Source organism: Variovorax sp. GW458-11-26-14-LB1 (assembly GCF_059423965.1).
On sequence record NZ_JBWKYW010000028.1, the window covers coordinates 24,006 to 45,451 of the forward strand.

Genomic DNA, 21,446 nt, shown 5'->3' on the forward strand with positions numbered 1-21,446 from the left:
TTCAGAGGGTGATTCACATCTTGCTCGGCGCACTAACGCCGAGGATCGCGAGGCCATTGTGCAGCACCTGCGCGCAAGCGGCGACGAGTGCCAGGCGCGCTTTCTTCAACGTTTCGTCGTCGACCAGCACACGCTCGGCGTCATAGTAGCTGTGCAGATTGGCGGCCAACTCGCGCAGGTAGAAAGTTACGTCGTGGGGCGCGAAATCCTTGGCAGCGGCCGTCAACATGCCCGGGTACTTGGCCAGTTGCAGCATCAGCGTCTGCGCTTGCGGGGCCTCCAGCGAGGACAGGTCCACCGTGCTCAGAGATGCCACGTCGCCGGCCCAGTCGCGCAGCATCTTGCAGATGCGCGCGTGCGCCATCTGCACGTAGTAGACCGGGTTGTCGTTGTTTTGCGCCAACGCCAGATCGATGTCGAAAAGGAACTCGGTGTCGGGCTTGCGGCTGAGCAGGAAGAAGCGCACGGCATCGGTGCTGGTCCACTCGATCAGGTCGCGCAGCGTGACGTAGCTGCCGGCGCGCTTGCTGATCTTGACCTCTTCGCCGCCCTTCATGACGCGCACCATGGTGTGCAGCACGTAGTCGGGGTAGCCCTCGGGAATGCCTTCGCCCGCGGCCTGCAGGCCGGCGCGCACGCGCGCGATGGTGCCGTGGTGGTCGGTGCCCTGGATGTTCACGACCTTGTGAAAGCCCCGTTCCCACTTGGCGATGTGATACGCGACGTCGGGCACGAAGTAGGTGTACGTGCCGTCCTGCTTCTTCATCACGCGGTCTTTGTCGTCGCCGTAGTCGGTCGACTTCAGCCACAGCGCGCCATCCTGTTCGTAGGTCTTGCCGGCGGCCACGAGCTTGGCCACGGCGGCTTCGACGCGCCCGCTCGTGTAGAGGCTGGACTCGAGGTAGTAGTTGTCGAAGCGCACGCGGAAGGCCTGCAGATCGAGGTCCTGCTCGCGGCGCAGGTAGGCCACGGCGAACTCACGGATGCTGTCCAGGTCGTCGATGTCGCCGCTGGCGGTGTACTCGCGGTCGTCCGACTTGACGGTCTTCTTCGCCTTGAAGTCCTCGGCGATATCGGCGATGTAGTCGCCGTTGTAGGCCGGGGCTTTTTCGCCGCTGGGCCACTCGGGGTCACCGGGCTTGAAGCCCTTGGCGCGCAGCTGCGTGCTGTTGGCCAGCGTCTGGATCTGCACGCCGGCGTCGTTGTAATAGAACTCGCGCCACACGCTCTGGCCCTGCGAGGCCTGCAGGTTGCAGATGGCGTCGCCCAGCGCGGCCTGGCGGCCGTGGCCGACGTGCAGCGGACCGGTCGGGTTGGCCGAGACGAACTCGACCAACACCTTTTCGCCGGTGGCGGGCTGCTGGCCGAAGGCTTCGCCGGCGGCCAGCACCTCGCGCACGATCTGCTGCTTGGCGGCAGCCTTCAGGCGGATGTTGAGGAAGCCGGGGCCGGCGATCTCGATGGCCTCGACCCATTGGCTGAAAGCGGGGGTGGCGAGCAGCGCAGCGCTCAGTTCCTCGGCCAGTTCGCGGGGCTTGCGCCCCAGCGGCTTGGCGAGCTGCATGGCAGCGGTGCTGGCGAAATCGCCGTGCGCCGCCACCTTGGGCGACTCGAACGCGGCTTTGGCGCCGGCGCCGGGAGAGAGGGTTTCGAGCGTGTTCGCGAGCGCCGCGAGCAGCTCCTGTTTGACCAATAGCATCTGTGAATTTTACCGGGGGCAAACCCGGACCCAGTTAACGATCGTCATCCGATGGGCGATGTCGCCCGTTAGGATGGTCGGCCCCGAGGCGGGGCGTCTGTCACAACCCAACCTTGCAAGGACATATCCACCATGAAGAAGCTCCTTTCCCTGGTCGCCTCCACCGTCGCGCTCGGCGCCTGCCTGTCGTTCAGCGCCTACGCGCAGGACAAGGCACCCGCCCCGGTCGTGGCCCCCGCTGCCGCCGCCGCACCTGCGGCAGCCCCTGCCGCCGCGGCCGCACCGGCCGGTGGCGCCAGCTGCGATGCCAAGGCCATCGACAAGAACGGCAAGCCCCTGGCCGGCGCCGCCAAGAACAGCTTCATGAAGAAGTGCACCAAGGCCGCCGCCGGACCCGCCTGCGCCGCCAAGGCCCTCGACAAGAACGGCAAGGCCCTGGCCGGTGCCGCCAAGAACAGCTTCATGAAGAAGTGCGAAGCCGACGCGGCCAAGGCCTGATCCGGCGCGGCGCCGTGTGGCGCTGACATTTGTTACTCCCGAAGGGCCCGCTCATGCGGGCCTTTTCTTTTGTCTTTTGTGTTGATTACTTGCCGAAGCCGCGCGCCAGGAACACTGCCACCAGCGGGATCAGCGCGATCAGGTGCGCCTGGATCATCACCAGCTTGCGCGTCTTCAGGATGTCGGCCTCTGCCGGCAGCTTGCCCGTGGCGCGCAGCGTCTTGCGCCAGCGGAAGTAGGTCAGCGTCGGGAAGATCGACAGCACGCCCACGATGATGAACAGCGTGAGCTTCACGTGCAGCAGCGGGTTGGTCCAGTACCAGGCCGTGCCCTTCACGCCCCACCAGGTGCGCGCGATGCCCGTGGCCAGCACGGCGATCGCGGCGATGCCGTAGACCATGTCGACCTTGGCCAGCCGTTCGACCACGGCGGCATTGAGCCATTGCACGCGGCACAGCGCGGCTTCACTGGAGATGAACACGACCATCGTGAGGATGGCCAACAGATGCAGGTAGGCGAGGATGGCTTCGAGGGTCATCGGAAACTTTCTTCATCGGGGTTGCAAGCAAATGCAAAAAGCATTGTGCCGCCCGGTCACGATTTCAGGACCGCCCGCCCCAGAATTCCGGCTGCCCGTACTGCGCTTTGAGGAAATCAAGCCACAGTCGCACGCGCAGCGGCAGGTGCTTGGTGCCTGTGAACACCGCATAGATGCCGTTGGGCGGTGCGGCAAAGTCGTCGAGCAGGGGCACGAGCAGGCCGGCGTCGATCTCGGCCTCGACCTCCCAGGTGCTGCGCCAGGCGATGCCGTGGCCCGCCAGGCACCAGTCATGCAGCACCTGGCCGTCGGAACAATCGAGCGGGCCGCTGGGGCGCAGATGGATGAGTTCCTGCACGCCCTCCTCGCTGGTAATGCGAAAGGCCCAGCCGCGCGTCTGCGAGGCGTCGCTCGACAGCGTGAGGCAGGCAAAGCGCGACAGCTCGCCCGGATGCTTGGGCGCGCCGTGGCGGCGCAGGAACTCGGGCGTGGCGACGCAGCGGCGGCGGTTGTCTGCCAGGCGCACGCTCACGAGCGACGAGTCGGGCAGGTCGCCCACGCGCACGGCGCAGTCGAAGCTCTCGCCCGTGACGTCGACCACGCGGTCGCTGAGGTTCAGCGAGATCGTCACCTCGGGATGCAGCGCATGAAAGCGCGGCACCAGCGGCGCGACGTGGCGGCGGCCGAAGCCGGCCGGCGCGGTCACGCGCAGGTGGCCGCTGGCCTTCACGCCGCCGGCGCTCACGCTGGCCTCGGCGTTCGCGAACTCGGTCAGCAGGCGCTGGCAGTCTTCGAGAAAGGCGCTGCCTTCGTGCGTGAGCGCGATGCGGCGCGTGGTGCGCACCAGCAGCTTGACGCCCAGGCGTTCTTCGAGCGCGTCGATGCGACGGCCCATGATCGCGGGCGCCACGCCTTCCGCCTTGGCCGCCGCGGTGAGGCTGCCGCGGGTCGCGACCGAGACAAAGGATTCGAGCTGCTTGAGGCGGTCCATGGCGCGGGAACTATATCGCCCGCCGCGCATGGAGCAGGGGCTCAGTCGCCGGCCGTGACGCCCTGCGCCCGCAGCGCGGCGATGTCGCCGTCGCTGTAGCCCACTTCCTTCAGCAGCGCCGCACTGTGCTCGCCGATGTGCGGCGGCTGCAGGCGGATGCCGGGGCGTTCGCCGCCCAGCGTGAACGGCGCAAGCGGCACCTTGGCCATGTGGCCGTCGTTCATGCGCACGGGCGCGAGGCCGCCGGTGGCGTTGAGGTGCGGGTCGTCGAACAATTCTTGCGGCTTGGTGATGGGCGCGAAGGGCAGCTCGTTCTGCTCGAACACCGCGCTCAGTTCAGCCGCGCTGTGGTTGGCGAGGTGCGAGCGCAGGATCGGCATCATCCACTCGCGTGCGCGCACGCGGTCGTTGTTGGTCTTCAGGCGCGGGTCGGCCAGCATCTCCTCGAGGCCGAAGGCCTTGCAGAAGATCGCCCACTGCTTGTCGCTCACAGCCGCAAGAAAGATCTGCTCGCCGTCCTTCACCGTGAACACGTCGTACACGGCCCAGGCCGAGATGCGGCTGGGCATCGGATCGGCCGCCTTGCCTGTGGCGGCGAACTGCATCATGTGCTGCGCGACGAGGAACACGTTGTTCTCGAACAGCGCCGACTGCACCTCGCAGCCCTTGCCGGTGAGATCGCGCTGGCGCAGCGCGGCCATGGCACCGATGGCGCCGAACATGCCGCCCATGATGTCGTTCACGCTGGTGCCCGCGCGCAGCGGGTCGCCGGCGCGGCCGGTCATGTAGGCCAGGCCGCCCATCATCTGCACCACCTCGTCGAGCGCGGTGCGGTGGTCGTAGGGGCCGGGCAGGAAGCCCTTGTGGCTCACGTAGATGAGGCGCGGGTTGAGCTTGGCGAGCGTGTCGTAGTCGAGCCCCAGCTTCTTCATCGTGCCGGGCTTGAAGTTCTCGCTCACGATGTCGGCGGTGGCGATGAGGCGCAGCGCGGCCTCCACGCCCTCGGGCTTCTTCAGGTCGAGCGCGATGCTCTTCTTGTTGCGGTTGAAGGTCGGGAAGAAACCCGCGCCCGAGCCCAGCAGGCGGCGCGTGTTGTCGCCCTCAATGGGCTCGACCTTGATGACTTCGGCGCCCAGGTCGGCCAGCAGCAGGCCGCAGGTCGGGCCCATGACCATGTGGGTGAACTCGACGACGCGCACGCCCGCGTAGGGCAAGGGATTGGCTTCAGACATGAGGGAGGGTTTCCTGGACAAAGCCCTTGGGCAGGCCGGCTTCGGGCGTCATGCCGTAGACCGGCTCGCCGGGCAGGCCGGCCATGAGCGGCGCGCGCGCCGCGATGAGTGTGTCGATGTCGATGCCGGTGCGCACGCCCATGGCCTCGAACATGAAGACGAGGTCTTCGGTGACCGCATTGCCCGACGCGCCCGGCGCATACGGGCAGCCGCCGAGGCCGCCGAGCGAGGCGTCGAAGGTGCGCACGCCCTCGTCCCACGCGGCCAGGCAGTTGGCGATGCCCAGGCCGCGCGTGTTGTGCATGTGGGCCGCGCCCGCGTGCACGCCGAGTTCGGCGCGCAGCCGCTTGAAGAGGCGGCGCACCTGCGCGGGGTTGGCGTAGCCCACGGTGTCCGACAGGCCGACCTCCTGCGCGCCGGCCTCGACGCACTGCACGGCCAGGCGGATCACGTCGTCTTCCGGCACCAGCCCCTGCAGCGTGCAGCCGAAGGCGGTGGAGATGCCGGCTTCGAGCTTCACCTGCGGCGCGAGGGCGCCGCGCAGCTCGGCGATGGCACGCACCTCCTCGACCATCTCGGTCGGCGTCTTGCGCACGTTGGCCAGCGAATGCGCCACGCTGGCCGACACCGGCATCGTGAGCTTGTGCACGCCCGCCTCGAGCGCGGCCTGCGCGCCCTTGCGGTTGGGCACCAGCGCCATCACCACGAGGCCGGGCAACGTGACCGCGTGGCGCACCACCTCGGCGGCGTCGGCCATCTGCGGCAGCAGCTTCGCGGGCACGAACGAGGCGACCTCGATCTCGCGCAGGCCGGCGGCATGCAGCGCATCGATCCAGCGCAGCTTGTCGGCCGTGGGCATGGTGGCCTTCACGGACTGCAGGCCGTCGCGCGGACCGACCTCGCTGATGAGAACGTCGGGGGAGGTCATCGGGTGCTTTCTTGACTGTTCTATCTTGCAGAACTATATTCTGTTAAACAGAATTAAATCGGCAAGCCCGCCGACTGTCAAGCCACGCCATGCCCCGCAAAGCCCAGACCGAATCGGTGTCCGACCTCAACGCCGCCCCCGGCGGCGCCGCCGCGGTCGACCGCGCGCTGAGCCTGCTGTCGGCCTTCCGGCCCGGCGACGAGGCGCTGTCGCTCGCGCAGTTCGCCGAGCGCACGCAGCTCTACAAGAGCACGGTGCTGCGCCTGCTGGCCTCGCTCGAACACGCGCGGCTGATCCGCCGGCAGGACGACGGGCGCTATGCGCTGGGGCTGGAGATCGCGCGACTGCACGGGCTGTACGCCGCGTCGCAATCGCTCGACCGCCTCGTGCTGCCGGTGCTGCGCACGCTCGCCGCCGCCACCGGCGAGAGCGCGGCGTACCACGTGCGGCAGGACCAGGGCGACAGCTGGGTGCGGCTGTGCCAGTTCCGCATCGATTCCTCGCATGTGGTGCGTGACCACGTGCGCGCGGGCGACCTGCTGCCCAACGACCGGGGCGCGGGCGCGCGCGTGCTGATCGCCTTCGGGCCCGAGGCCGAACGGCCGCGCGGCACGAAGGAACGCAAGCTGTACGACGCGATCCGCGCGCAGGGTTATTGCGCGCTGGTGGGCGACCGCACGGCCGAGCTGGCGGGCATCTCGGCGCCGGTGTTCCACGCGGATGGCGGCCTCGCCGCGGCGGTCACGCTGACGATGCCGACGCACCGCTATGAAGAGGGCTACATCGAGCCCGTGCGCGCGGCGGCGCAGGCGCTCAGCGGGCAGGTGTGAGCATCAGGACTCCGCTTTGAAGCCCGAGTTCTTGATCGGTAGCTCCCACCGCTTCAGGTGCATCGCCTGGATCGTCGCCAGCTCCGCCGGCCCCGCATGCGCCGGCACGAGGCCCAGCGCGTAGATCTTTTCCTGCACATCGGGCAGGCGCAGCGCGTCGGCCACGGCCTTGTCGATGCGCGCGACCAGCTCGGGCGACATGCCCGGCGGGCCATACAAGCCGAAGAAGGCATCGGCCGTCACGTTGATGCCCGCTTCCTTCAGCGTCGGCACGTCGGGCAGCGCGCGGCTGCGCTTTTCGCCCGTCACCGCGAGGATGCGGACCTTGCCCGCACGGTGGTGCTCGATGGTTTCCGAGGCGGTGTCCACCATCAGCGGCACCTGTCCGCCGATGAGGTCCTGCGCGGCCGGCGCGCCGCCGCGGTAGGCGACGTGCGTCATCGGCACGCCCGAGGCCTGCGCCAGCAGCTGGCCCGCGAAGTGCGGCACCGTGCCGGCACCCGAGGTCGCGTAGTTGGCCTTGCCCGGGTTGGCCTTCATCCAGGCCATCACCGCCTTCAGGTCGCCCGCCGGCGCGCCCGGTCCGGCCGTCACCGCGAAGTCGAAGGTGCTGCCGAGCGAGATCGGCGTGAAGTCCTTCACCGTGTCGTAGCCGAGGTTCGAATACAGCCACGGGTGGATCACCATCGCGCCGCTGGGCGAGAAGATCAGCACGCTGCCGTCCGGCGGCGAGCGCTTGAGCTCGGCCAGCGCCAGCCGGCCGGCCGCGCCGGGCTTGTTGTCGACGATGACGTTCTGTCCGAGCGACACGCGCATCTTGTCGGCCAGGATCCGCGCGACCACGTCGGCCGACCCGCCCGGCGGAAAGCCGATCAGGATGCGCACCGTGCGCTCCTGCGCGAACGCCATCGGCGCGAGCGCCGTGGCGGTGATGACGGCAGCGGCCTGCGCTGCGAACTGGCGGCGTTGCATGGGGCGGTCTCCTCGGGGTGGTTGTTCTTCGGTGTGCGTGGGGTCTTCAGCGCAGCGCGGCCAGCAGCGCCTCGTTCTGCGCCGGCAGGCCGACGCTCACGCGCAGCCATTGCGGGAGGCCGTAGGGGCCGAGCAGCGAGACCTCGATGCCGGCGGCCAGCAGGCGCGCGTGCACGGCGGGCGCATCGCCGACCTGCACCATCACGAAGTTGCCCGACGACGGCACGTGCGGCAGGCCCAGCGCGGCGAAGCCCGCGGCAAGCTGCTCGCGCCCGGCGGTGTTGAGTTCGTAGGTGCGCGCCAGGAAGTCGGCGTCGCCCAGCGCCGCCACGGCCGCGGCCTGGGCCGGCGTCGTCACGTTGAAGCGCGGGCGGTGCGCGTTCAGGCGCGCCGTGAGCGCCGGCTGCGACACGCCGTAGCCGATGCGCATCCCCGCCAGGCCGAAGGCCTTGGAAAAAGTGCGCGCCACGATCAGGTTGGGCAGGCGGCGCACCCATTCGATGCTGTCGTAGCGCTGCGCGGGCGACAGGTACTCGGTGTAGGCCTCGTCGAGCAGCACCGTCACGTGCGCGGGCACCGATTGCAGAAACTCGCGCAGCGGCGCAGCATCGATGAAGGTGCCGGTCGGGTTGTTCGGATTGGCCACGAAGACCAGCTTCGTGTCGTCGCCGATGGCGGCGCGCATCGCGTCCAGGTCGTGGCCGAAGTCACGCGAAGGCACGACGGTGGCGCGCGCATGGGCGTGCGCCGTGGCCGCCGCATAGACGATGAAGCCGTACTGCGAATAGACGACGCTCTCGCCCGGCTTGAGGCTGACCTGCGCTGCGAGCTCGAGGATCTCGCTCGACCCGCTGCCCAGCGTGAGCCACTCGGGCGGCACGTCGAGCCGGGCGGCCAGCGCCTGCTTGAGCGCGGTGCCGTTGCTGTCGGGGTAGTTGCCCGCGCCTTCGAGGGCGGCGGCGGCGGCGCGGCGGGCCGACTCGGGCATGCCGAGCGGGTTTTCGTTGGAAGCCAGGAGGATCATTGCGGCGGGAGCTGATTATTTAAGAAGTTAAATATATACAGCTGCCACCGGCCCGGCCTCAGGGCCTACCCTTTGAAGCGAGGCTGGGGCCTGGGTCGATTACCTTCATTTTTGTCACAGATAAATCTCACTTTCGGCTCTTACTCGCCCGCAAAGTATCGAATACAGTTCTCCCATGGCTTCACCTGGGGCAAGTGCGCCCCACTGCTGCGCCGCCCCCGATTTCCTGTTTTTTGCATTGCGTTCCCCAAGGAGAAACACATGACCGACCGCACCACCGCCCACCGACTCCAGGTCGCGACCGAACTGCACCGCTTCGTCGAAGAGAAGGTCCTGCCCGCCAGCGGCGTGGCCAGCGACGTGTTCTGGAAGGGCTTCGACGCCATCGTCCATGACCTGGCGCCCAAGAACGTCGCCCTGCTCGCCGAGCGCGACCGCCTGCAGAGCGAACTCGACGCCTGGCACAAGAAGAACCCCGGCCCGATCGCCGACATGCCGGCCTACCGCGCCTTCCTGGAAAAGATCGGCTACCTGCTGCCGCAGCCCAAGGGCGTGAAGGCCACCACGGCCAACGTCGACTCCGAACTCGCGCTGCAGGCCGGCCCGCAGCTGGTGGTGCCGATCCTGAACGCGCGCTACGCCCTGAACGCCGCCAACGCGCGCTGGGGTTCGCTGTACGACGCGCTGTACGGCACCGACGCCATTCCCGAAACCGGCGGTGCCGAAAAGGGCAAGGGCTACAACCCCGTGCGCGGCGCCAAGGTCATCGAGTTCGCGCGCAACGTGCTCGACCAGGCCGCGCCTTTGGCCAACGGCTCGCACAAGAACGCCACCGGCTACAGCGTGAAGGACGGCCAGCTGGTCGTCGCACTGCAGGGCAGCACCACCGGCCTGGCCGACGCATCGCAGTTCGTCGGCTACCAGGGCGACGCCGCCGCGCCGTCGTCGGTGCTGCTCAAGCACAACGGCATCCACCTGGACATCCGCATCGACCGCAGCACCGCCATCGGCAAGAGCGATGCGGCCGGCGTGAGCGACCTCGTGCTCGAAGCCGCGCTCTCGACCATCCTCGACCTGGAAGACTCGGTGGCCGTGGTCGACGCGGCCGACAAGGTCGTCGCGTACGCCAACTGGCTGGGCATCGTGCAGGGCACGCTGACCGAAGAAGTCGCCAAGGGCGGCAAGACCTTCACGCGCGGCCTGAATGCCGACCGCGAGTACACGGGCGCCAACGGCCAGCCGCTGAAGCTGCACGGCCGCTCGCTCATGTTCCTGCGCAACGTGGGCCACCTGATGACCAACCCGGCCATCCTGTACGAAGGCGGCAAGGAAATCCCCGAAGGCATCCTGGACGCCGTGGTCACCACCACCATCGCGATGATCGACGTCAAGCGCAAGGGCAACTCGCGCACCGGCAGCATCTACATCGTCAAGCCCAAGATGCACGGCCCGGCCGAAGTCGCCTTCGCCAGCGAGCTGTTCGGCCGCGTCGAGCAGCTGCTCGGCCTGCCCGCCAACACCGTCAAGCTCGGCATCATGGACGAGGAGCGCCGCACCAGCGTGAACCTGCAGGCCTGCATCGCCGAAGCCGCCGCGCGCGTGGCCTTCATCAACACCGGCTTCCTGGACCGCACCGGCGACGAGATGCACACCGCCATGCAGGGCGGCCCGATGATCCGCAAGGGCGACATGAAGTCCAGCGCCTGGATCGGCGCCTACGAGAAGAACAACGTGCTCGTCGGCCTGAACTGCGGCCTGCGCGGCAAGGCGCAGATCGGCAAGGGCATGTGGGCCATGCCCGACCTGATGGCCGCCATGCTCGAGCAGAAGATCGCCCACCCCAAGGCCGGCGCCAACACCGCCTGGGTGCCCTCGCCCACCGCCGCCACGCTGCACGCGCTGCACTACCACCAGGTCAGCGTGACCGCGGTGCAGCAAGAGCTGGAAAAGATCGACGCCGACGGCGAGCGCGAGAACATCCTGAACGCGCTGCTGCAGGTGCCGATCGCTGCGCAGGCCAAGTGGACCGACGCCGAGAAGCAGCAGGAAATCGACAACAACGTGCAGGGCATCCTGGGCTACGTGGTGCGCTGGGTCGACCAGGGCGTGGGCTGCTCGAAGGTGCCCGACATCCACAACGTCGGCCTCATGGAAGACCGCGCCACGCTGCGCATCTCGAGCCAGCACATCGCCAACTGGCTGCTGCACGGCGTGGTCACCAAGGCGCAGGTCGACGAGGCCTTCCAGCGCATGGCCAAGGTGGTCGACGAGCAGAACGCCGGCGACGCGCTGTACCAGCCGATGGCCGGCCACTTCGACACCTCGGCCGCCTACAAGGCCGCGCAAGACCTCGTGTTCAAGGGCATCGAGCAGCCCAGCGGCTACACCGAGCCGCTGCTGCACGCCTGGCGCCTGAAGGTCAAGGCCGCGGCCTGACGCGCGCCTTGCGCAGTGCCGGCCACCGCCGGTACTGACGCCTCGGAGACACGCAACGAACGGCGCCCTCGGGCGCCGTTCTGCATGGGGCGCGACATGCCGGTAGCATCGACGACGCCCTCTTCTCTCTCCGGTCTCCGTCTCTTTCGATGAACAAGCACGCGGCTTCGCCGCCCCCGACCCGCGGGTCGACCTCGGCCGCGGCCATGCTGGTCGCACTGGCCACCGCCTTCGCGCTGAGCCAGGCCTTTCGCACCGTCGGCGCCATGATGGCCACGCCGCTCACGCAGCACTTCGGCCTCACGCCGCAGGCGTTGGGCACGTGGGCCGGCACCTTCCATTTCACCTTCGGCATCATGCAGCTCGCGATGGGCGTGTCGATCGACCACTTCGGCGTGCGCCGCACCGTGCTCACCGCCTTTCCGCTGGCCATCGCGGGCGCCGCGCTGTGCACCGTGGCGCCGGGCTTCGGCGCGCTGCTGCTGGGGCAGGCGCTGATCGGCGTGGGCTGCGCGCCGGCCTTCCTGGCCTGCACCGTGTTCATCGCGCGGCACTTCGACGCCGCGCGCTTCACCGCCATGTCGGGGCTGGTGATGAGCCTCGCGGGCATGGGCATCCTGTTCACCGGCACGCCGCTGGCGCTGCTGATCGAAGCCGCCTCGTGGCGCGCCGGCTATGCCGCGCTGACCGCCTTCGCCGTGCTCTCGTGGATCGTCATCTTCTGGCGCGTGCACGAGCCCGCACGCACGACGACAACAACGATCGCATCGGACGAACCCGCACCCGAGCGCCAGTCGCTGCGCCAGGCCGTGCGCGACCTGCTGCCGCTGTTCGCCATGCCGCACACGCTCGGCCTGCTGTGCTTCGCCTGCGTGTCGTATGCGGCCTTCATCACGCTGCGCGGCCTGTGGCTGGGCCCCGTGCTGCACGACCGCCACGGCCTCTCGCTCGTGGCCAGCGGCAACGTGGCGCTGGTGATGACCGTCGCCGGCATGGCCAGCCCCATGCTGTTCGGCCGCCTCGACCCCGGCGGCGCGCGCCGCACGCGCTGGATGATGCGCTGCGCCTTCGCCGGCGCGGCGATGTTCGCCGCCATGGCCCTCACGCAATCGCGCGCCATCGACATCGGCCTGCCGATCGTCTACGGCATGCTGTCGGGCTACAGCGTGCTGCTGTACGCGTACACCAAGAACGCCTACCCGGCGGCCGTCACGGGCCGCGCAATGGCGCTGCTCAACATGGCGATGTTCCTCGGCGTCTCGCTGATGCAATGGACCACCGGCGTCGCCGCCTCCTGGGCCGTGGCCCAGGGCAGCGAGCCGTTTCGCGCGGTGTTCCTCACGGTGAGCGGGATGCTGGCGGCGGGGACGCTGGCGTTCTGGGTGCTGCCGAGAGCCAAGGCATTGGTGCGCCCGACGGCACCGCCTAGCGCTTGATCGCCAGCATCAACACTCCGCCCGCGATCATCGCCACGCCGCCCCACTCGCGCACGGACGGGCGCTCGCCGAGGAACATCACGGCGAACAGCACCACGAGCACCACGCTGAGCTTGTCGACCGGCGCGACCTGCGAGGCATTCCCCATCTTGAGCGCGCGGAAGTAGCAGACCCACGACGCGCCGGTCGCCAGCCCCGACAGCACGAGAAAGGCCCAGGTGCACGGCGACAGTTCGAAGGGATTGCTCCACTTGCCCGTGGCCTTCACGAAGGCCGCGAGCACGACGAGGATCACCACGGTTCGCACCAGCGTCGCCATGTCGGCATCGACGCCGGCCAGGCCCAGCTTGGCGAGGATGGCCGTCATCGCGGCGAAGACGGCCGACAGGATCGCCCAAACGAACCAGTTCGATGATGCAGCGAAGCTCATGGCGCGCTCCTTCAGGGGCAGGTGATGTCAGTCCGCCCGATCATCGCGCGAACAGCCGTGCTGCGGTGCTCACGCCGCATCCCCCAACCGCGCCCTCACCTCGCGCCGGCTCAGCTGGCGCTTGGCAACGGCATAGACATCGTGACGCCCGTACATATCGAAGTGCGTGGGCAGGCCCGGCGCTGAACGTCGCGCCGCGCCGCAGCGCGTGACCATGCAACGGCGCAGCACGTCGTAGCACTTGGGTTCCGGCTGCGTCGCGCTTGCGCGCTCAGGAAACTTCGCCAGCACGACCTCGAACCAGCAGCCGTCGACGCAGTGCCACTGCGTGGTCTCGTCGATCACGTGGTAGACCGCGTAAGGCGTGTCGCCCCGCCGCGCGGCCCGGTCCACACGACGCGCCGCGCGCGCTTCGCGCAGGCGCCGGTTCGGCAGCAGGATGCCGGTGACCGGGTGCACGAACAGCTCGACGCCCGGCGCTTCGTGCAGCGGCACGCCGTCGCGGGTTCCCCAGCGGTGAGGCCGCACCCGCACCTCGCCGTCGCACAGCACCGCGTCGCGCGCCACGAAGTCGTCGACGTGCAGGAAGATGTGCGCCTGCACCGTGCTGCGGCGATCGATGCCGCTGCACAGCTCGGCGTACACCTTGTCCCACGGCCGGTGCACCTGCTTGTGCAGCCAGCGCTTGAGCGGCTGGAGGTTTTCGCTCAGCCACTTCGGATGCTGCAGGCCGCGCTTCATGCCCAGGTGCGAACCGCGCTCGGGGCTGTTGCGCCACGGGCGGCCATCGCCCTGCACGCGCCAGCCGCCGCGCGGACGCTCGACGATCACCTTGTCCATGTCGTCACGCATCGTCGGCCCTCCGCCCGAAGTCGCGCGCAGCTTTCTGCAGCGCCACCTTCTGCGCGCGCCGCTCGGCGCGGTGGGTGCGCAGGTGGCGGCCTGCGCCCTGGCTGGATTCGCGGCGGGCCATCGCGGCCACCACGGGATTGCGCGGTGCCGACGCGGGCACCGCAAAGTAGAACCGGCCCAGACGCTTGTCGTCGTCGCGGGCCTTTCGTTGAGCACTCATGTGCACACACTCCGAAAAAACAAAAAGGCCCCGGCGAATGCAGTTGCGCGCGGGGCCCTTGTCGATTCGGCCGCGGCGGATGCGAAGGTGCACATCCGGCCGGGGCGGTCGGTGTGCGTCAGGTGTTCAGTGAACGGTTCATTGAATGGTGTTCTCGCCCGGGAGGTTGATCGTCGCCGTGCGCGGTGTCGGAAAAAACTGTCGCTGAAAAAGGAAGGGCGGATTCTGGCGAGGGCCTTCGCCGTGCGCAAGCCCGTCGCGGCGCGCTGTGGCGCAAAGCTGACAGGGCACGCCGATTGAATCCGCTTCGCACATCGCGCCGTATGGCATCTCAAGCGCATCGCGCCTCCGAGCTGTTGGCGGTTTCCACAGAGCCTTTCCTTCCAGGAGACATCCATGAAAAAACTCGTGATCGCCCTCGGCGTGTCGGTCCTGCTCGGCGCGTGCGCCGGCAGTGGCATGAGCAACGCCAGCAGCAATGCTGCCACCCCGATGGTCGGCGGCGCGCCGATGTACCCGACGAAGGACATCGTCGACAACGCAGTGAATTCGAAGGACCACACGACGCTGGTCGCCGCGGTGAAGGCGGCCGACCTCGTGGCCACGCTCAAGAGCCCGGGCCCGTTCACGGTGTTCGCGCCCACCAACGCCTCGTTCGCGGCGCTGCCGGCCGGCACGGTCGACACGCTGCTCAAGCCCGAGAACAAGGCCACGCTCACCAAGGTGCTGACCTACCACGTGGTGCCCGGTCGCATGGACAGCGCGGCGCTGACGAGCGCGATCAACGCAGGCGGCGGCAAGGCGATGCTCAAGACCGCCAGCGGCGGCACGCTCACGGCGACGATGAGCGGCGGCACGGTGTGGGTGACCGATGCCAAGGGCGGCACGGCGGCGGTGACGATCGCCAATGTCTACCAGTCGAACGGCGTGATCCACGTCGTCAACAAGGTGCTGCTGCCAGGTTGAGTCAGGCCCGCTGCGCGGCCTCCGCTTCGTCGCGCAGCCATTGCGCGAAGTCCTGCGCGTCGCGGTTGCCCGCGGCGCGCCGCGACATCTCGATGAAGTAGCCGCGGTGCGATGCCACGCCCTGGCCGAGCGGCGCCACGAGCCGGCCGTCGCGCACCAGTTCGCGCAGCAGCGGCAGGCGCCCGATCACCACGCCCTGCCCCGCCACCGCGGCGGCCACCGCATCGGCGTACTGCGAGAAGCGCAGCGTGCTCTTCATGCGCAGGTCTTCCAGCACCATCACCTTGAGCCACGGCTCCCAGTCGGCGGTCGGGGCTTCGCTGTGGTCCGGGTACTCGATGGTCAGCAGCGTGAGCTTGGAAAAATCGGACAGCTCGCGCAGCGACGCGGCCACCTGCGGCGCGCACAGCGGGATCACCGACTCCTCGAACAGCGCCGGACCCACGCCGCGGCCGATGGGCACGAAGCGCACCGCGAGGTCGAGGCGGCTCACGTCCAGGTCGAGCACATCGAGCGTGGCCGACACGCGCACGTCGACCTGCGGATGCGTGCTGGTGAAGCGCGCCAGTTTCGGAATGAGCCACAGCGACGCGAAGCCCGGCGTGGTGGTGATCGACACCTGCCGCGGCGCGGCGCTGGCGCGCACGCGCGCAGTGGCGTCGCGCAGGCGCTCCAGGCTGTCGGTGACGGCGCGCTGCAGCACGCCGCCGGCCTCGGTGAGCGCGAGCGCACGGTGGCGGCGCTCGAACAGCAGCACGCCCAGGCTGGCTTCGAGCTGCTGGATCTGCCGGCTCACGGCCGACTGCGTGAGGTGCAGCTCGCCCGCCGCCAGCGTGAAGCTGAGCCGGCGCGCGGCGGCCTCGAAGCTGCGCAGCAGCTCGAGCGGCGGGAGCTCGCCGGCAGGGGTTTTCGCATTCTCTGTAGGCATGCAACGAGTTCCGAATGACCGCGTGTAAGAGAGGGTTCGGCTCACTATATTCATTCGTATCACGAATGCAATGGAGGTTCCCATGAGCACCACCGACCGGTCCCCTTCCACCTTTTTCTCCTCGTCGAGCTCGCGCTTCCACGTGAGCCTGCCCAGCCGCGCCGTCTTCGCCGTGCCCGACGGCGCGGGCGTGGGCATCGAGTGCCGCAGCGGCGCGGTGTGGATCACGCTCGACCGCGACCCGCGCGACATCGTGCTCGGGCCGGGCGAGCGCTTCGAGAGCAGCGAGCACCGGCGCGTGCTGGTGTCGGCGCTGGAGTCCTCGTGCATCTCGGTGTCGGACGCGCAGCCCGCCGCGCTGCCGAACCCGGCCTCGCGCGCACAGGCTCGTGTGCGGTCGCCTTGGCGACTGGCACTGCACGGGTTGTCCCCGGCTTGACCGCGGGCGCCGTGGCATCGAACCTCGATGCCATGGACCGCCCCCGCAGGGAGCAGCACCGCGTGCCGCCGTGACGACAGGCGGCTTTTTGCTTTGGGCGTCCGTTTTCCTTCTTGACCTTGAAAGGGACACGCCCATGACCACCACTTCTGGCGCAGCGCTCGCATGACCGCGCCGCAACAAACCCAACCCTGCGTGCTGTGCGAGCAGGCCGACGGCATCGCTACGCTCACGCTGAACCTGCCGCACAAGCTGAACCCGATCGCGAAAGACCTGCAGGTCGAGTTGCGCGACGCGCTCGAACGCATCCGCGACGACCGCACGGTGCGCGCCGTGATCCTCACGGGCGCCGGCAAGGCCTTCTGCGTGGGCGCCGACCTGAGCGCGATGGCGCCGCCCGGCGAGCCCGGCCAGACGCTCGGCGACCAGACCGCCGAGTGGATGCAGAAGCTCAGCAACCCGCTCATCGAGACGCTGCGCACGCTGCCGGTGCCGGTGGTGGCCGCCGTCAACGGTCCGGCGGCCGGTGCGGGCGTGGGCCTGGCGCTCGCGGCCGACGTGACCATCGCGGCACGCAGCGCCTACTTCTACCTCCCGTTCCTGCCCAAGCTCGGCATCGTGCCCGACCTGGGCTGCACCTGGGCCATCCCGCGCCGCGCCGGCCGGGCACGCGCGATGGGCATGGCACTGCTGGACGAGCGCCTGAGCGCCGGGCGCGCCGTGCAGTGGGGCCTGATCTGGGCCTGCGCCGACGACGAGCAGCTGATGGACGAGGCCCGCGCCATCGCGCAGCGCCTGGCGCGCCTGCCGGCGCACGCGGTACTCGAAGCGCGCGAGGCCTTCGACGCCTCGGAGCACCACACGCTGAAGGAACAGTTGCACTACGAGAGCGAGCGCCAGCGCGCGCTCATCGACCGCCCCAGCTTCCGTGAAGGCGTGAGCGCCTTCCTGCAGAAGCGCCCCCCTGTTTTCGAAACCCGCTGACGTCCCCATGACCATCGAACGCACCCTCTTCACCGCCGACCACGAGGCCTTCCGCGACAGCTTCCGCCGCTTCATGGACAAGGAGATCGCGCCCTTCCACGACGCCTGGGAAGAGCAGGGCTACGTCGACCGCGCCGTCTGGTCCAAGGCCGGCGAGAACGGCTTCCTGTGCATGGCGCTGCCCGACACCTACGGCGGCGCGGGCGCCGACCTGCTGTACTCGGTGATCCAGTTCGAGGAGCTGTGGGCACGCGGCTTCACAGGCATCGGCTTCGGCCTGCACAACGAGATCGTGGCGCCGTACATCCTGCGCTACGGCACCGAGGCGCAGAAACAGCACTACCTGCCCAAGCTCGCCAGCGGCGAGATGGTCGGCGCCATCGCCATGAGCGAACCCGGCGCGGGCAGCGACCTGCAGGCCGTGAAGACCAGCGCCATCCGCCAGGCCGACGGCAGCTACCTGCTCAACGGCAGCAAGACCTTCATCACCAACGGCTGGCATGCCGACCTGGTGATCGTGGTCGCAAAGACCGACCCGGCCGCGGGCGCGAAGGGCACGAGCCTGTTCCTCGTCGAGCGCGGCATGCCGGGCTTCGAGAAGGGCAAGCGCCTGAAGAAGCTGGGCCTGAAGGCGCAGGACACCTCGGAGCTGTTCTTCAACGACGTGCGCCTGCCCGCCGAGGCGCTGCTGGGCGAGGTCAACCGCGGCTTCGTCTGTCTGATGGAGCAGCTGCCCTGGGAGCGGCTGCAGATCGCGATCAGCGCGGTGGCCGCGTCGCAAGCGGCCATCGACCACACCGTGGCCTACGTGAAGGAGCGCAAGGTGTTCGGCCAGCCCGTGGGCAACTACCAGAACACGCGCTACACGCTGGCCGAGCTGCAGACCGAGGTGCAGGTGGCGCAGGTGTTCGTCGACAAGTGCATCGAGCTGCTGATGGCCGAGAAGCTCGACACCGCCACCGCGAGCATGGCCAAGTACTGGACCAGCGACCTGCAGTGCAAGGTGATGGACGAGTGCGTGCAGCTGCACGGCGGCTACGGCTTCATGTGGGAGTACCCGATCACCCGCGCGTACGCCGACGCGCGCGTGCAGCGCATCTACGGCGGCACCAACGAGATCATGAAAGAGGTGATCACGCGCGCGATGGGCCTCGGCGGGCGCTGAAGCGCCCCGCATTTGGCACCACTGGCGCCATGGAAAGGGCTGCGGGAGAATGCCGCGCATGCCCATCCTCAACGCCTTCTACGCCCAGTCGGGCGGCGTCACCTCGGTCATCAACGCCTCGGCCTGCGGCGTGATCGAGACGGCGCGCCAGCACCCGGACCGCATCGGCACGCTCTATGCCGGACGCAACGGCATCCTCGGCGCGCTCACCGAGGACCTGATCGACACCAGTGCCGAGCCGGCCGAGGCGATCGCGGCGCTGCGCACCACGCCCTCGGGCGCGTTCGGCTCGTGCCGCTACAAGCTCAAGTCGCTCGAGAAGAACCGCCGCGAGTACGAGCGCCTGATCGAGGTGTTCAAGGCGCACGGCATCAGCTACTTCTTCTACAACGGCGGCGGCGACTCGGCCGACACCTGCTTCAAGGTGAGCCAGCTGTCGCAGTCGATGGGCTACCCGCTGCAGGCGATCCACGTGCCCAAGACCATCGACAACGACCTGCCGCTGACCGACTGCTGCCCGGGCTTCGGCTCGGTAGCGAAGTACGTGGCGGTGTCCACGCTGGAGGCCTCGTTCGACGTGCGCTCGATGGCCGCCACCTCCACCAAGGTGTTCGTGCTCGAGGTGATGGGCCGCCACGCGGGCTGGATCGCCGCGGCCGGCGGGCTGGTGGCCGACCATGGCATTCCGGTGGTGGTGCTGTTCCCCGAGATCGAGTTCGATGCGGCCCGCTTCCTGGCGCGCGTCGATGCCATGGTGCAGCAGCACGGCTACTGCTCGGTGGTGGTGTCCGAGGGCTGCCACCACCCCGACGGCACCTTCCTGGCCGAACAGGGCGCACGCGATGCCTTCGGCCATGCGCAACTGGGCGGCGCGGCGCCGGTGGTGGCGCAGATGGTGAAGGAGGCGCTGGGCCACAAGTTCCACTGGGCGGTGGCCGACTACCTGCAGCGCGCGGCACGCCACATCGCCTCGGCCACCGACGTGAAGCAGGCCTACGAGCTGGGCCAGCGCGCGGTCGAGCTGGCGCTCGAAGGCCGCAACGCGGTGATGCCGACCATCGAACGCACGAGCGACGTGCCCTATACGTACACGCTGGGCGCGGCGCCGCTCGAGGCGGTGGCCAATGTCGAGAAGCCGATGCCGCGCGACTTCATTTCGGACGACGGCTACGGCATCACCGAGAAGTGCCGCCGCTACCTGCTGCCGCTGATCGCGGGCGAGGACTACCCCGCCTACCGCGACGGCCTGCCGGTGTACGCGACGCTGCGCAACGTGGCGGTGCCGAAGAAGCTGTCGGCCTTCGCGCTCGCATGACGGTGGTCGTCGACACCGCGCGCTGTCCGCTGTGCGGCGAGGCGAACCGCTGCGCGATGGAGGTCGAGCGCGAGACCGGGCAGGCGCAGCCGCCCTGCTGGTGCATGGCCGCCGATTTTTCGCTGGCCCCGCTCGACACGCTGCCCCCGGCGTTGCGCGGCCAGGCCTGCATCTGCGCGCGCTGCGCCGCAGGAAAGCCGCCGCCTCAGGACTGAGCGACGTCGCCCTGCGACTGGGATTGCGACTGCTCCTGTGCAGGCTCGGCAGCTTCCGTCGCGGCTTCCGCCACATCCCCCGCCGTCACCATCGTCGGCGCCGTGCCGCTGCGCTGCGCGGTGACCACGCCGTGGATGAACTGCAGCTTGCCCACCGCCGCGCGCGGCAGCACGAAGGGGTAGTAGTCGGGCTGGCCCATGCTGCGCGACAGCTCGTTGAGCATGCTGGTCAGCAGCACCCAGCCGTTGATGAAGTCGAGGAATTTCGCAGCATCGGGATGCTCGGGCTGCCACAGGTCGGCGGCGGTGAAGAGATCGTTCTGCAGTTCCACGTTGCTCGCGTCGATGCCGAAGCTCATGGCCGTGTCGGCCGTGTCGGCCATGTGCAGGTAGTGGGCCCAGGTCTCGGCCCAGTCTTCCCATGGGTGCATGCTCGCGTAGCTGCTGACGAAGCGCTGCGCCCAGTCGGGCGGCGGGCCCTGTTCGTAGTGCTGCTGCAGCGCGGCGCCGTAGTCGGCGCGCTCGTCGCCGAAGAGCACGCGGAAGTCGTCGATCCAGCGCGTGGGCAGCACCAGCAGGTCCCAGTAGTAGTGGCCGATCTCGTGGCGGAAGTGCCCCAGCAGCGTGCGGTAGGGCTCGTGCATCTCGGCGCGGATGCGCTCGCGCACGGCGTCTTCGGCCTCCTCGGCGTTGAGCGTGATCAGGCCGTGCTCGTGGCCCGTCATCACGTGCGGGGCGCCCGGCATGTTGCTGAGAAAGTCGAAGGCCAGCCCGTGCACCGGGTCGGCATGGCGGCTCACCACCGGCAGGCCGAGCGCGAGCAGCTGCGAGATCAGGCGGCGCTTGGGCATCTCGAGCTTGCGCCAGAGTTCGCCGTTGGCCTCCACCGACAGGTCGGGGATGGTGCGCGTGACGCTGCAGGCCAGGCAGTAGCCGGGCGCCAGGCCCTGCGTGTCGGCGGGAATGGTCTCGCCCTCGCGCGGCTGCGCCACCATCCAGTTGCAGGCGGCCGGCGTCATGAGGTTGGCGCAGCGGCGGTAGGTGGCGCCATGCGGGTCGCCGAAGACGGTGAAGGTGTCGGGCAGCGCGCCCTCGCCTTCGGCCGGCGCCAGCGGCACCACGCCGAGCCGGTCGATCACGTAGCCCAGCGGCGTGTGGCAGGCCAGGCACTCGCTGTTGCGCAGGAACACGGGGCGCCCGCACTGGCAGCGGTAGGCGCGGCTGACGGTGGGCGCGGCGAGTTCGGCCGCGAGCGTGGGGGTGGCATCGGGCACGGCCGGGTCGTGAACGGAGTCGGGGGTCGATGGATGCATGGCTTGTTCTTTGGAGACTTGACGCACAGGGGACA

General features: G+C 69.0%; 21 protein-coding genes and 1 pseudogene. 10 read left to right on the top strand and 12 right to left on the bottom strand.

Features of this window, described 5'->3' with window-relative positions; all coding sequences use genetic code 11:
• Window positions 1-13 precede the first annotated feature (13 nt).
• Window positions 14-1,699, bottom strand: coding sequence for an arginine--tRNA ligase (gene argS / locus AC07YS_RS18760; RefSeq protein ID WP_495268899.1), 1,686 nt, complete (start codon window positions 1,697-1,699; stop codon window positions 14-16).
• Between the two features lie 132 nt (window positions 1,700-1,831).
• Here argS and AC07YS_RS18765 point away from each other — a divergent pair, with 132 nt between their 5' ends.
• Window positions 1,832-2,197: a hypothetical protein gene (locus AC07YS_RS18765; protein WP_095949699.1), complete on the top strand. Its 366-nt coding sequence runs from the start codon at window positions 1,832-1,834 to the stop codon at window positions 2,195-2,197.
• Between the two features lie 85 nt (window positions 2,198-2,282).
• Here AC07YS_RS18765 and AC07YS_RS18770 read toward each other — a convergent pair whose 3' ends face one another.
• The 4 genes from AC07YS_RS18770 to AC07YS_RS18785 all read right to left on the bottom strand — a co-directional run bounded on the left by AC07YS_RS18770 (window position 2,283) and on the right by AC07YS_RS18785 (window position 5,886).
• Window positions 2,283-2,735, bottom strand: coding sequence for a DUF2214 family protein (locus AC07YS_RS18770; protein WP_056584391.1), 453 nt, complete (start codon window positions 2,733-2,735; stop codon window positions 2,283-2,285).
• A gap of 64 nt (window positions 2,736-2,799) precedes the next feature.
• A complete protein-coding gene (locus AC07YS_RS18775; RefSeq protein WP_062479733.1) occupies window positions 2,800-3,726 on the bottom strand; it encodes a LysR family transcriptional regulator in 927 nt (308 codons plus the stop codon).
• A gap of 41 nt (window positions 3,727-3,767) precedes the next feature.
• A complete protein-coding gene (locus AC07YS_RS18780; RefSeq protein ID WP_095743347.1) occupies window positions 3,768-4,958 on the bottom strand; it encodes a CaiB/BaiF CoA transferase family protein in 1,191 nt (396 codons plus the stop codon).
• Entirely contained in the window at window positions 4,951-5,886 is a 936-nt protein-coding gene (locus AC07YS_RS18785; RefSeq protein ID WP_495268900.1) for a hydroxymethylglutaryl-CoA lyase, read from the bottom strand. Before AC07YS_RS18785 ends, AC07YS_RS18780 begins: the two co-directional genes overlap by 8 nt.
• 89 nt (window positions 5,887-5,975) lie before the next feature.
• Between AC07YS_RS18785 and AC07YS_RS18790 the strand changes: the two genes are divergently transcribed.
• Window positions 5,976-6,716, top strand: a complete 741-nt coding sequence (locus AC07YS_RS18790) for an IclR family transcriptional regulator (protein WP_495268901.1) — start codon at window positions 5,976-5,978, stop codon at window positions 6,714-6,716.
• Between the two features lie 3 nt (window positions 6,717-6,719).
• Here the strand turns inward: AC07YS_RS18790 and AC07YS_RS18795 are convergent, their stop codons facing one another.
• Both AC07YS_RS18795 and hisC read right to left on the bottom strand, forming a co-directional pair.
• Window positions 6,720-7,688 (bottom strand): Bug family tripartite tricarboxylate transporter substrate binding protein, encoded by a 969-nt coding sequence (locus AC07YS_RS18795; RefSeq protein WP_495268902.1) that lies wholly within the window; start codon window positions 7,686-7,688, stop codon window positions 6,720-6,722.
• A gap of 46 nt (window positions 7,689-7,734) precedes the next feature.
• A pseudogene (hisC, locus tag AC07YS_RS18800) lies at window positions 7,735-8,718 on the bottom strand (histidinol-phosphate transaminase); the annotation flags it as partial.
• Between the two features lie 255 nt (window positions 8,719-8,973).
• On the opposite strand from hisC, the gene AC07YS_RS18805 reads away from it, so the two are divergent.
• Both AC07YS_RS18805 and AC07YS_RS18810 read left to right on the top strand, forming a co-directional pair.
• Window positions 8,974-11,148, top strand: a complete 2,175-nt coding sequence (locus tag AC07YS_RS18805; RefSeq protein WP_070063724.1) for a malate synthase G — start codon at window positions 8,974-8,976, stop codon at window positions 11,146-11,148.
• Between the two features lie 149 nt (window positions 11,149-11,297).
• On the top strand, window positions 11,298-12,584 hold the full coding sequence (locus AC07YS_RS18810; protein ID WP_307697044.1) for an MFS transporter: 1,287 nt from the start codon (window positions 11,298-11,300) through the stop codon (window positions 12,582-12,584).
• On the opposite strand, the gene AC07YS_RS18815 is transcribed toward AC07YS_RS18810, so the two are convergent.
• The 3 genes from AC07YS_RS18815 to AC07YS_RS18825 all read right to left on the bottom strand — a co-directional run bounded on the left by AC07YS_RS18815 (window position 12,574) and on the right by AC07YS_RS18825 (window position 14,086).
• Window positions 12,574-13,014: an EamA family transporter gene (locus AC07YS_RS18815; protein ID WP_495268903.1), complete on the bottom strand. Its 441-nt coding sequence runs from the start codon at window positions 13,012-13,014 to the stop codon at window positions 12,574-12,576. The genes AC07YS_RS18810 and AC07YS_RS18815 overlap by 11 nt on opposite strands.
• Window positions 13,015-13,083: 69 nt before the next feature.
• On the bottom strand, window positions 13,084-13,866 hold the full coding sequence (locus tag AC07YS_RS18820) for a hypothetical protein (RefSeq protein WP_495268904.1): 783 nt from the start codon (window positions 13,864-13,866) through the stop codon (window positions 13,084-13,086).
• Complete coding sequence (locus AC07YS_RS18825; protein WP_062479749.1) at window positions 13,859-14,086, bottom strand: hypothetical protein; 228 nt, start codon at window positions 14,084-14,086, stop codon at window positions 13,859-13,861. Before AC07YS_RS18825 ends, AC07YS_RS18820 begins: the two co-directional genes overlap by 8 nt.
• Before the next feature lie 396 nt (window positions 14,087-14,482).
• Between AC07YS_RS18825 and AC07YS_RS18830 the strand changes: the two genes are divergently transcribed.
• A complete protein-coding gene (locus AC07YS_RS18830; RefSeq protein WP_495268905.1) occupies window positions 14,483-15,052 on the top strand; it encodes a fasciclin domain-containing protein in 570 nt (189 codons plus the stop codon).
• A gap of 1 nt (window position 15,053) precedes the next feature.
• Here AC07YS_RS18830 and AC07YS_RS18835 read toward each other — a convergent pair whose 3' ends face one another.
• The gene (locus AC07YS_RS18835; RefSeq protein WP_495268906.1) at window positions 15,054-15,980 is read right to left on the bottom strand and encodes a LysR substrate-binding domain-containing protein; all 927 of its coding nucleotides are present in this window, start codon (window positions 15,978-15,980) and stop codon (window positions 15,054-15,056) included.
• An 82-nt stretch (window positions 15,981-16,062) separates the two neighbouring features.
• Between AC07YS_RS18835 and AC07YS_RS18840 the strand changes: the two genes are divergently transcribed.
• The 5 genes from AC07YS_RS18840 to AC07YS_RS18860 all read left to right on the top strand — a co-directional run bounded on the left by AC07YS_RS18840 (window position 16,063) and on the right by AC07YS_RS18860 (window position 20,098).
• The gene (locus AC07YS_RS18840; protein WP_495268907.1) at window positions 16,063-16,419 is read left to right on the top strand and encodes a DUF2917 domain-containing protein; all 357 of its coding nucleotides are present in this window, start codon (window positions 16,063-16,065) and stop codon (window positions 16,417-16,419) included.
• 165 nt (window positions 16,420-16,584) lie between these two features.
• On the top strand, window positions 16,585-17,403 hold the full coding sequence (locus AC07YS_RS18845) for an enoyl-CoA hydratase-related protein (protein WP_495268908.1): 819 nt from the start codon (window positions 16,585-16,587) through the stop codon (window positions 17,401-17,403).
• A gap of 7 nt (window positions 17,404-17,410) precedes the next feature.
• Entirely contained in the window at window positions 17,411-18,568 is a 1,158-nt protein-coding gene (locus AC07YS_RS18850) for an acyl-CoA dehydrogenase family protein (protein WP_095743339.1), read from the top strand.
• Window positions 18,569-18,626: 58 nt separating this feature from the next.
• Window positions 18,627-19,883, top strand: a complete 1,257-nt coding sequence (locus AC07YS_RS18855) for a 6-phosphofructokinase (protein ID WP_495268909.1) — start codon at window positions 18,627-18,629, stop codon at window positions 19,881-19,883.
• Window positions 19,880-20,098, top strand: coding sequence for a cysteine-rich CWC family protein (locus tag AC07YS_RS18860; RefSeq protein WP_495268910.1), 219 nt, complete (start codon window positions 19,880-19,882; stop codon window positions 20,096-20,098). Before AC07YS_RS18855 ends, AC07YS_RS18860 begins: the two co-directional genes overlap by 4 nt.
• On the opposite strand, the gene AC07YS_RS18865 is transcribed toward AC07YS_RS18860, so the two are convergent.
• Entirely contained in the window at window positions 20,089-21,411 is a 1,323-nt protein-coding gene (locus AC07YS_RS18865) for a zinc-binding metallopeptidase family protein (RefSeq protein ID WP_495268911.1), read from the bottom strand. The two genes, AC07YS_RS18860 and AC07YS_RS18865, sit on opposite strands and share 10 nt — an antisense overlap.
• Window positions 21,412-21,446: the final 35 nt, after the last annotated feature.

Bases quoted from the DNA above. Each gene is read 5' to 3' on its own strand.
- argS (WP_495268899.1), bottom strand. From the start codon at position 1,699: ATGCTATTGGTCAAACAGGAGCTGCTCGCGGCGCTCGCGAACACGCTC.
- AC07YS_RS18765 (WP_095949699.1), top strand. From the start codon at position 1,832: ATGAAGAAGCTCCTTTCCCTGGTCGCCTCCACCGTCGCGCTCGGCGCC.
- AC07YS_RS18770 (WP_056584391.1), bottom strand. From the start codon at position 2,735: ATGACCCTCGAAGCCATCCTCGCCTACCTGCATCTGTTGGCCATCCTC.
- AC07YS_RS18775 (WP_062479733.1), bottom strand. From the start codon at position 3,726: ATGGACCGCCTCAAGCAGCTCGAATCCTTTGTCTCGGTCGCGACCCGC.
- AC07YS_RS18780 (WP_095743347.1), bottom strand. From the start codon at position 4,958: ATGTCTGAAGCCAATCCCTTGCCCTACGCGGGCGTGCGCGTCGTCGAG.
- AC07YS_RS18785 (WP_495268900.1), bottom strand. From the start codon at position 5,886: ATGACCTCCCCCGACGTTCTCATCAGCGAGGTCGGTCCGCGCGACGGC.
- AC07YS_RS18790 (WP_495268901.1), top strand. From the start codon at position 5,976: ATGCCCCGCAAAGCCCAGACCGAATCGGTGTCCGACCTCAACGCCGCC.
- AC07YS_RS18795 (WP_495268902.1), bottom strand. From the start codon at position 7,688: ATGCAACGCCGCCAGTTCGCAGCGCAGGCCGCTGCCGTCATCACCGCC.
- AC07YS_RS18805 (WP_070063724.1), top strand. From the start codon at position 8,974: ATGACCGACCGCACCACCGCCCACCGACTCCAGGTCGCGACCGAACTG.
- AC07YS_RS18810 (WP_307697044.1), top strand. From the start codon at position 11,298: ATGAACAAGCACGCGGCTTCGCCGCCCCCGACCCGCGGGTCGACCTCG.
- AC07YS_RS18815 (WP_495268903.1), bottom strand. From the start codon at position 13,014: ATGAGCTTCGCTGCATCATCGAACTGGTTCGTTTGGGCGATCCTGTCG.
- AC07YS_RS18820 (WP_495268904.1), bottom strand. From the start codon at position 13,866: ATGCGTGACGACATGGACAAGGTGATCGTCGAGCGTCCGCGCGGCGGC.
- AC07YS_RS18825 (WP_062479749.1), bottom strand. From the start codon at position 14,086: ATGAGTGCTCAACGAAAGGCCCGCGACGACGACAAGCGTCTGGGCCGG.
- AC07YS_RS18830 (WP_495268905.1), top strand. From the start codon at position 14,483: ATGAAAAAACTCGTGATCGCCCTCGGCGTGTCGGTCCTGCTCGGCGCG.
- AC07YS_RS18835 (WP_495268906.1), bottom strand. From the start codon at position 15,980: ATGCCTACAGAGAATGCGAAAACCCCTGCCGGCGAGCTCCCGCCGCTC.
- AC07YS_RS18840 (WP_495268907.1), top strand. From the start codon at position 16,063: ATGAGCACCACCGACCGGTCCCCTTCCACCTTTTTCTCCTCGTCGAGC.
- AC07YS_RS18845 (WP_495268908.1), top strand. From the start codon at position 16,585: ATGACCGCGCCGCAACAAACCCAACCCTGCGTGCTGTGCGAGCAGGCC.
- AC07YS_RS18850 (WP_095743339.1), top strand. From the start codon at position 17,411: ATGACCATCGAACGCACCCTCTTCACCGCCGACCACGAGGCCTTCCGC.
- AC07YS_RS18855 (WP_495268909.1), top strand. From the start codon at position 18,627: ATGCCCATCCTCAACGCCTTCTACGCCCAGTCGGGCGGCGTCACCTCG.
- AC07YS_RS18860 (WP_495268910.1), top strand. From the start codon at position 19,880: ATGACGGTGGTCGTCGACACCGCGCGCTGTCCGCTGTGCGGCGAGGCG.
- AC07YS_RS18865 (WP_495268911.1), bottom strand. From the start codon at position 21,411: ATGCATCCATCGACCCCCGACTCCGTTCACGACCCGGCCGTGCCCGAT.